At 58.7% G+C, this 8,065-nt stretch carries 9 protein-coding genes and 1 pseudogene; 6 read left to right on the top strand and 4 right to left on the bottom strand.

All coding sequences use genetic code 11. The features are described from left to right. The 4 genes from BEK68_RS06020 to BEK68_RS06005 all read right to left on the bottom strand — a co-directional run. The coding region (locus tag BEK68_RS06020) for a hypothetical protein (RefSeq protein ID WP_004635296.1) at window positions 1-232 on the bottom strand (232 nt) is incomplete at its 3' end. A gap of 131 nt (window positions 233-363) precedes the next feature. Continuing rightward, window positions 364-690, bottom strand: coding sequence for a four-helix bundle copper-binding protein (locus BEK68_RS06015; protein WP_004635299.1), 327 nt, complete (start codon window positions 688-690; stop codon window positions 364-366). A 228-nt stretch (window positions 691-918) separates the two neighbouring features. After that, complete coding sequence (locus BEK68_RS06010; protein WP_012435842.1) at window positions 919-2,289, bottom strand: heavy metal sensor histidine kinase; 1,371 nt, start codon at window positions 2,287-2,289, stop codon at window positions 919-921. Continuing rightward, window positions 2,289-2,975: a heavy metal response regulator transcription factor gene (locus BEK68_RS06005; protein ID WP_009241638.1), complete on the bottom strand. Its 687-nt coding sequence runs from the start codon at window positions 2,973-2,975 to the stop codon at window positions 2,289-2,291. Before BEK68_RS06005 ends, BEK68_RS06010 begins: the two co-directional genes overlap by 1 nt. A gap of 187 nt (window positions 2,976-3,162) precedes the next feature. Here BEK68_RS06005 and BEK68_RS06000 point away from each other — a divergent pair, with 187 nt between their 5' ends. From BEK68_RS06000 to BEK68_RS25385, 6 genes and pseudogenes are all read left to right on the top strand, one after another. After that, window positions 3,163-4,965 carry a copper resistance system multicopper oxidase gene (locus BEK68_RS06000; protein WP_065851595.1) on the top strand — a complete coding sequence of 601 codons (1,803 nt, stop codon included), beginning with the start codon at window positions 3,163-3,165 and terminating at the stop codon, window positions 4,963-4,965. Window positions 4,966-4,979: 14 nt separating this feature from the next. After that, window positions 4,980-5,927 (top strand): copper resistance protein B, encoded by a 948-nt coding sequence (locus tag BEK68_RS05995; RefSeq protein ID WP_065851593.1) that lies wholly within the window; start codon window positions 4,980-4,982, stop codon window positions 5,925-5,927. A gap of 35 nt (window positions 5,928-5,962) precedes the next feature. Further along, window positions 5,963-6,349: a copper homeostasis periplasmic binding protein CopC gene (gene copC, locus BEK68_RS05990; protein WP_004635311.1), complete on the top strand. Its 387-nt coding sequence runs from the start codon at window positions 5,963-5,965 to the stop codon at window positions 6,347-6,349. A 4-nt stretch (window positions 6,350-6,353) separates the two neighbouring features. Then, complete coding sequence (copD, locus tag BEK68_RS05985; RefSeq protein ID WP_004635312.1) at window positions 6,354-7,283, top strand: copper homeostasis membrane protein CopD; 930 nt, start codon at window positions 6,354-6,356, stop codon at window positions 7,281-7,283. 29 nt (window positions 7,284-7,312) lie between these two features. After that, window positions 7,313-7,792 (top strand): DUF411 domain-containing protein, encoded by a 480-nt coding sequence (locus BEK68_RS24715; protein ID WP_081311579.1) that lies wholly within the window; start codon window positions 7,313-7,315, stop codon window positions 7,790-7,792. A gap of 112 nt (window positions 7,793-7,904) precedes the next feature. Beyond that, a pseudogene (locus BEK68_RS25385) lies at window positions 7,905-8,065 on the top strand (IS256 family transposase); the annotation flags it as partial.

Raw genomic sequence — 8,065 nt, 5'->3', positions numbered from 1 at the left:
ATTGGTGGCCACCATCCGTGTAAGGGTCACGGGTGCCCATCGAATGCGCGCCATCGGTGTAGATGTCACGCGCTGCGCGCCCACCATCGGTGTAGGGATCGCGCTTGCCCATCGCGTTAGCGCCATCGGTATATGGGTCGCGCGCGCCAGTAGCGGTCGCCGCGTTGGCGACGTTGACACCGAGGGCCAGCAACGCTGCCCCCACCAATGCGGATTTTTTCAGGATGTTCATCGCGTTTTCCTTCTTCAAGTTGAAACAAGACACTGCTATGCCAATGCAGTGTAGAAGGCTGGGGCTGACAGAAACGTGACCCTCGTATTACAAGTGCGACAGATCAGCGAGATTGATCCGGTATGCCACCTTCAATGCACGGCACGACAGGCGTCGGCGCATGTCTCGCAGGCACGCGCGCACTGCTGACAGTGCTCGTGGGAGTGCTTGGCACACTCGGCGGCGCAGGCTTGACAGATTTTCGCGCACAGCTCGCATATTGCAGTGGCTTGGGCGCTGCCTCGCGCCATCACGCCCACGGCGGCTTCGCAGATCTCAGCGCAATCGAGATCCAGCCGAATACAGGTGCTCAATGTCAGAACGTCCTTCTCGGTCAAGCAGGCGGTGGCGCAGTGCAGGCACGCCACGCGACACGCGGCGCATTCGTCGATGCAGGCTTGGAAGTGTTGGTGAGGCATTTGGGTTCTCCTTGATTGCCGACGTGCCGGAATGGCACGCTGCATGTACAGCAAGGAAAAAGCCTGGGCCTGGCCCCTGACGGGGAAGCGTTATCGCCATGTTGTGATGCACGCACAACCTTTCAAAGGCGTCATGCTCACGCAAGACTTCGGGCAGCTTGCACGACACATTGGCCGCCATAGGGGCCGACCTGACGGATGATGTCAGCGAGCGTGCCCCCCCAAAGTTCAGCAGCGGATCGGCAGCCGGACGGTGAATCGAGTGCGATCGTGCACGCGTGTGGCAGAAATGGTTCCCCCATGGGCGAGAACGATTGCTTTGGTGATAGCCAAGCCAAGGCCTGCTCCGTCCGATTCTGGGCGCGCACGCGACTTGTCTGCGCGAAAGAAGCGCTCGAAGATGAACGGCAGCACGTCGGGAGCAATCGCCTCGCCGTCGTTGTCGATCGTCACGGCGAGGCCCTCCTCGGTTGGCGTGATGGAAACGATCACACGGCCGCGCCTGGGTGTGTGCCGTATCGCATTCGACAACAGATTGCTGAAGGCGCGTCTGAGCATGAGCCGATCGCCACGCAGTTGCGCTTGTCCTTCCACTTGCAACTGCACGGCTTTGTCCTCCGCGAACGCGTCGTAAAACTCAAAGAGTGCGCGCACCTCGCCGGCAAGCTCGATCATCTCGGCACTGGGCAGCGTCAGGTTGTGCTCCATCTTGGCCAGGTAGAGCATGTCCGACACCATCCGAGCCAAACGCTGCAGCTCTTCTACGTTTGAAGCAAGGACGTCTCTGTACTTTGCAGGTTCGCGAATTTGTGAGAGAGCCACTTCGGTTTGCGTCAGCAGGTTGGTGATCGGTGTGCGTAGCTCGTGTGCGATATCGGTCGAGAAGTCGGTGAGTCGCTGGAAATCGCCCTGCAAGCGCGCGAGCATGCCGTTCAACGTCACGCCAAGATCGGCAACCTCGACCGGTACCATATCGACCGGCATCCGTTCGTCCAGGCGGTCCGCCGTCACAGACTTCGCCCGCGAAGCCATCGCGCGCAGCGGCAACAGCCCCCGCCGGGCCGCCCACCATCCAAATAGGCCGCTCGCCAGGGCGGCCAATGCGATGTAGAGCGTCAACGTCTTCCGAAACGCGCGTAGGAAATGCGCATGGATCTCAGTATTGATGCCCACCAATACATCCAGCGCACCGTCGTCGCGCAGCGGCACTTGCATATGCACCCCCCGGTATTGCTTGTCGCCCTGCTGCCAAACAAGGGCCCCGGAATGACGGCCTGCCTTGCGTAGCACGGCCAACACCTCCGCAAAGTCAAAGTCGGGGGTGGCAAACAAGGCCTGACCCTGTGGCGCCTGGACTCGCACAATCAGATCCGTGCGGTGCTGTAGCACGTCGTTGAGCCGACTAGAGACCTCGGGTGCAGAGCTACTCTCAACCACCCGGCGAATAACGTTCACGTTCTCGCCCAACGCCGTAAAGTCTTCCACTGCAAAATGCTCCTCCATGGCCAGGGCGATCAGAATGCCGAGGCCCAACAACATGGCCGCTGATGACAAGGAGAAATACGCGGTCAGCCGCGCCGTTAGTGAATGGCGCCTCATTACTCCCCGTCCTCCGGACCTTCGAGGACATAGCCCATGCCACGGACGGTATGGATCAATTTAGGTTCGAAGTTATCGTCGATTTTGGCGCGCAGGCGTCGAATGGCGACGTCGATCACGTTAGTGTCGCTGTCGAAATTCATGTCCCAGACTTGGGAGGCGATCAGGGACCGGGGCAACACCTCGCCATGACGGCGGGCTAGCAGTTCCAGCAGCGAGAACTCCTTACTGGTCAACGTGATTCGCTGACCGCCACGGGAAGCACGACGGCGAGTCAGATCCAGCACCAGGTCGGCCACCTGGATGCGTTCTGCAAGCGATGGCGCACTGCCTCGTCGAAGCAGAGTTCGAACACGCGCGAGCAATTCCGCAAATGCAAATGGTTTGACCATGTAGTCATCCGCGCCCAGCTCCAAGCCCTTGACCCGATCAGCGACGCTATCGCGCGCGGTCAGAAACAGCACCGGCACAGCCAGTTCAGTTGAGCGCAGTGCGTGCAGGATCTGCCACCCTTCGAGATCGGGCAACATCACGTCAAGAATCAAGAGGTCATAGTCGCCCGTCATTGCAAGATGTCGGCCGTCCAAGCCATTGCGGGCAAGGTCCACAACAAAGCCGGCTTCCGACAACCCCTGCTGCAAATATTCGCCGGTCTTGGATTCGTCTTCGACAACAAGGAGCTTCATGTCTGTCTCTTTATTACTTATGGCGCACGAAAAGTGCGACCGGTATCGTGTAGCGTACATGGAGCGGCATGGTTGCTGACCAACCTGACCAATATGTAATGTTTCGGTCAGGTTAAGGTAGCCTTGGAGTGATTAGGCTGCTCCTGCCGTACAAATCTCATCAGGGACTTACGCAAGGAATAAAGAGATGCGCAGCAATCGTGCAATGGGCGTGGTGCTTCCGAACCTTCCGCGGAGGCGATTTGTGCAAGGCTTGGCCGCCGGAGGGGTGATCGCTGGCCTGGGCTTGGGCGGGATGCCCGCGCGGGCGTCGCAGGCCCAGGGCACAGCCTTTGGCACCGCGCCCGTGCTGCGGGGCACCGAATTCGATCTGGTGATCGCTGAGACCCCAGTGAACTTTACCGGCAAGCCAGGCATGGCGACTACCATCAATGGCATGCTGCCTGGCCCAACGTTGCGGTGGCGTGAAGGTGACACGGTCACCATCCGGGTGACCAACCGTCTGCCGGAGCCCACGTCAATTCATTGGCACGGCATCATTCTGCCGTTCCAGATGGACGGCGTACCCGGGATCAGCTTTTCCGGCATCGCCCCGGGCGAGACATTCACGTATCGTTTCAAGGTCCAGCAGAGTGGCAGTTACTGGTACCACTCGCACTCCGGCTTCCAGGAAATGACAGGACTATATGGCGGTATCGTTATCGATCCCGCTGGCGAGGACCGCGTGCGGGCCGATCGCGATTACACCGTCTTGCTTTCCGACTGGACGGACGAGGATCCGATGCGCGTCCTCACCAAGCTTAAGATCCAAGGCGACTACTACAACTATAACCAGCCGACTGTGGTCGACTTCTTTCGCGACGTTTCGCGTGAAGGATGGACATCTGCCATGGACAAGCGGCGGATGTGGAACCAGATGCGGATGAACCCGACGGATCTGGCTGATCTCTCCAGCGCAACATTGACCTACCTGATGAATGGCGTAACGCCTGCGGGCAACTGGACGGGGCTGTTCTCCCGAGGCCAGACTGTACGGCTGCGTTTCGTCAACGGGGCTGGCAACACTTTCTATGACGTCCGTATTCCCGGCGTGAAGATGAAGGTGGTTCAAGTTGACGGACAGGACATTGAGCCGGTATCGGTCGATGAGTTCCGCTTTGGCCCAGGCGAAACGTGCGATGTGGTGGTTACCCCTACGGACGACGCCCACACGATCTTCGCTCAAACGATGGACCGTACAGGCTACGCTCTTGGAACCTTGGCTGTGCGCCAAGGTTTGCAAGCTACCGTGCCATCGGTAGACAAGGCCGAGTGGCTGACAATGGCTGACATGATGGGCGACATGGGTGGGATGTCCGGGATGTCCGGGATGTCCGGGATGTCCGGGATGTCCGGGATGTCCGGGATGGACCACGGTCAGCATGGGGCGATGCACGACAGCGCTGCGAGTTCCCTAAAGGTTCCGAGCAAGAAGGCGCGCCACGCGCGCACAGAGTATGGTCCAAGCACCGACATGCATGTCGATATGGCGCGGACTAACCTCGACGATCCCGGTATCGGCCTGCGTAACAATGGGCGACGCGTGTTAGTCCTACAGGACATGCATACCATCGGCGGCCCGATGGATTCGCGCGGCCCGCAGCGTGAAGTCGAACTGCATCTGACCGGCAATATGGAGCGGTACGCATGGTCGTTCGATGGTGTTGAGTTTGGCAAATCTACCCCTGTTCACTTCCGCTACGGGGAGCGTCTTCGTGTCATTCTTCATAACGACACGATGATGACGCATCCGATGCATATGCACGGGATGTGGAGCGAACTCGAAGCACCGGACGGAACCTTCTTGGCGCGCAGGCATACGATTCCGGTGCAACCAGCGCAGCGTATTAGCTTCCTTGTCACGGCTGACGCCTTGGGACGATGGGCTTGGCACTGCCATCTCATGCTGCATATGGACGCGGGCATGTTCCGCGAAGTGATCGTCGCCTAAGTCCACAAAAGATCATGCAAAAGCACGCTAAAGCAGCATTGACAATTGCCTTGACCGTCGTCGGCACCAGCGCCGCGTTGGCACAGGAATCCACGACTTCCTACGACACCATGGCGCCAAGCTCGAGCGCTGGAACGCAGCCAAAGGACCACAGCTCGATGCAGGGTATGGACCACGGCTCGATGCAGGGCATGGATCACGGCTCGATGCAAATGCAAGGCGGCTCTCCGCCACCTGATGCACGGGATCCGAATGCATACTCGGGTGGATATCAACTGGGGGTTGGAAAGTACGCGCTGGGCAATACCCGCCAGCTCATGATGGCCGATGAACACAATTTTGGATCGTTCTTGATTGATCGCCTGGAGTGGGTGCGCGGGACTAACTCCAACGCCGCGTCTTACGAGGCCCAAGCGTGGTACGGAAGCACTTACAACAAGGTTGTGCTGAAGGCGGAAGGCGATGTGAAAAAAGGTCGACTCGAGGAGGCGCGCACCGAGTTGCTGTGGGGGCACGCGATCACGACGTTCTGGGACACCCAGCTTGGGATCCGAAACGACGTCGGCTCGGGGCGTCCAGCGCGGAACTGGGCGGCTTTTGGCGTGCAAGGTCTGGCGCCATACTGGTTCAACATCCAGGCCACGGCATACGTTGGTAACAGTGGTCGTACTGCGCTGCGGCTGTCCACGGAGTATGAATTGCTGCTGACCCAGCGCCTCATCCTACAACCGCGCGTGGAGGCGAACCTCTATGGGAAAAATGATCCGGTTCTGGAGATCGGCAGTGGCCTGTCTAGCGCTAGCGTCGGACTGCGTTTGCGTTACGAATTCAGCCGGCAATTCGCGCCTTACATCGGCGTTGAGCGGTACCAGACGTTTGGCAACACGGCCAATATGATCAGGGCTGATGGAGGCCGCAGTGGCGAGACTCGGTTTGTCGCAGGCCTGCGAGTTTGGTACTAGTCGTTTTCTTTTTCACCACCAGTGGAGGTATTGATATGTTGAACCATCGTTACATTGCCAGCATTGTTGTCGCGGCCTCGGCCATTCTCGCCAGCACGGCTGCATTTGCGCATCCCAAGCTGTTGTCTTCCACGCCCGCCGACAAAGCCGAAGTAGCCGCGCCGGCAAAGATCGAGCTCAAGTTCTCGGAGAGTCTCTCGACGCAATTCTCGGGGGCAAATCTGGTGATGACGGAAATGCCCGGCATGTCGGGGCAAGATGCCATGAAGGTTGCTGCAAACGTCTCAGCAGGCGACGACCCCAAGACAATGGTCATCACGCCTGCCAAGCCCTTGATGACCGGGACGTACAAAGTCGAATGGCGCGCAGTTTCATCGGACACTCACCCCATGACGGGGAATATTTCGTTTAAGGTCAAGTAAAACCATGGCAGACGATTGGCTCAATATCGCCTTGCGGTTTGCGCTGTATCTGGATTTGACGATCCTGTTCGGTGTCTCGCTGTTCGGCGTGCAAGCGTTGCGGCCCGATCACCGAGCATCGGCGATTGCGCGTCGATACGTCTGCACCGTTGGAACCACTGCCGCCTTGGGCATCCTCCTGTCGCTGTGGAGCATCGTGGTGATGGCCAAAGCCATGACCGGTGCCACCGAGTATGGCGCCCTAACTAGCCATATCTTCGGCATGATCCTGACCACCACTACGGTCGGACTGGCCTGGATTGCGCGCTTGGTGGCGCTAGTGAGCTGCCTGGTCGTCGTTGCTTGGTTGGCAAAACGCCCGATACCTCATTTTGGGTTGTGTGCCGGCCTGGGCGCCGTGGCGCTCGTCACCGTCACTTGGGCTGGGCACGGGGCGATGCACGATGGTGCGACGGGATATCTTCATCTTGCATCCGATATTGCCCACGTCCTGGCCGCTGGGGCATGGGTCGGCGCATTAGCAGCGTTTGTGCTCCTGGCTTCCATGCGGCACGCGGCCTCAACGGAAGCGGTCGAGATTCTGAGCCATACGTCCAATGGCTTTGCCCGTCTTGGGACGTTGATTGTCGCCACTTTGCTCGCGACAGGGGTGTTCAACTATTGGCTGATCGTAGGCCCGACACTTGACGGACTCTTCTCTTCCCTTTATGGGCGTCTGTTGCTGCTCAAACTCGCCCTGTTTGGAGCGATGCTGGGCTTGGCAGCGGCCAATCGCTATCGATTGAGTCCACAGCTGGAGACGGCATTGGACGTAGGCGACCACTCTGACGCGGTTATAGCGCTGCGCCGAAGCCTTTGCATGGAGGCGGGACTCGCCGTAGTGATTCTCGCTGCGGTCGCTTGGCTTGGTGTGCTGTCGCCGCCGGGAACCTAGGCGATTTTGGCTGCACGAGAATAAGTACTATGACAAGACTATCGGGTATCAAGACTGTCTCAGCAATGAGGCGTTCCGTCATTGCAGGACTGGTGCTTTTGCCTGCCTTGGCTTGGGCACAAAAGACTGCATCCAAGACCCAGATTGAGGTCTGGAAGACACCAGCGTGTGGATGCTGCCGGGATTGGCTTTTGCATTTGCGGAACAACGGTTTCGAAGTGGTTGTACACGACGTCGAAGACACGGTCGAGGCAAGACAAAAAGTCCGCATGCCAGCGCGCTATGCCTCCTGTCACACCGGCCTTGTTCAAGGCTATGCGCTTGATGGCCATGTTCCGGCCCGTGAGATTCGGCGATTGCTGCGGGAGAGTCCATACGCGATTGGACTGGCGGTCCCTAGCATGCCAATTGGCGCGCCAGGTATGGACAGCCCTGCATATGACAATCGACACATGCCTTATAACGTCTTGCTGGTCGGCTTGGATGGCAACGCAACCGTATTGAGCTAAAGTCGAAAGTGGTGTACGGGGGAGTTGAGGCGGGAAGTTGAAGGCGGTGGAGGTTTCAGCTGAGAATCTGATTGTCGAAGTCGGAAACCAGCAAAAAATCAAACCATCCACCATGAGCAAGGATACGGAAAAAGCAGTCGTCGGTCTATCGGGAGTCGGGCTTGGACTTGACGAATTGGTTCGTCACGGGGCGCGGCAAGTGATTCAACAAGCGATCGAAGCGGAGTTGGCGGAGCTGATGGAGCGGTTCGCGAACGTCAAGACGTTACACGG

Source organism: Ralstonia pickettii (genome assembly GCF_001699815.1).
In the GTDB taxonomy this organism is placed as follows: Bacteria; Pseudomonadota; Gammaproteobacteria; order Burkholderiales; family Burkholderiaceae; genus Ralstonia; species Ralstonia thomasii.
This window is presented reverse-complemented; position numbering and strand designations above follow the sequence as displayed.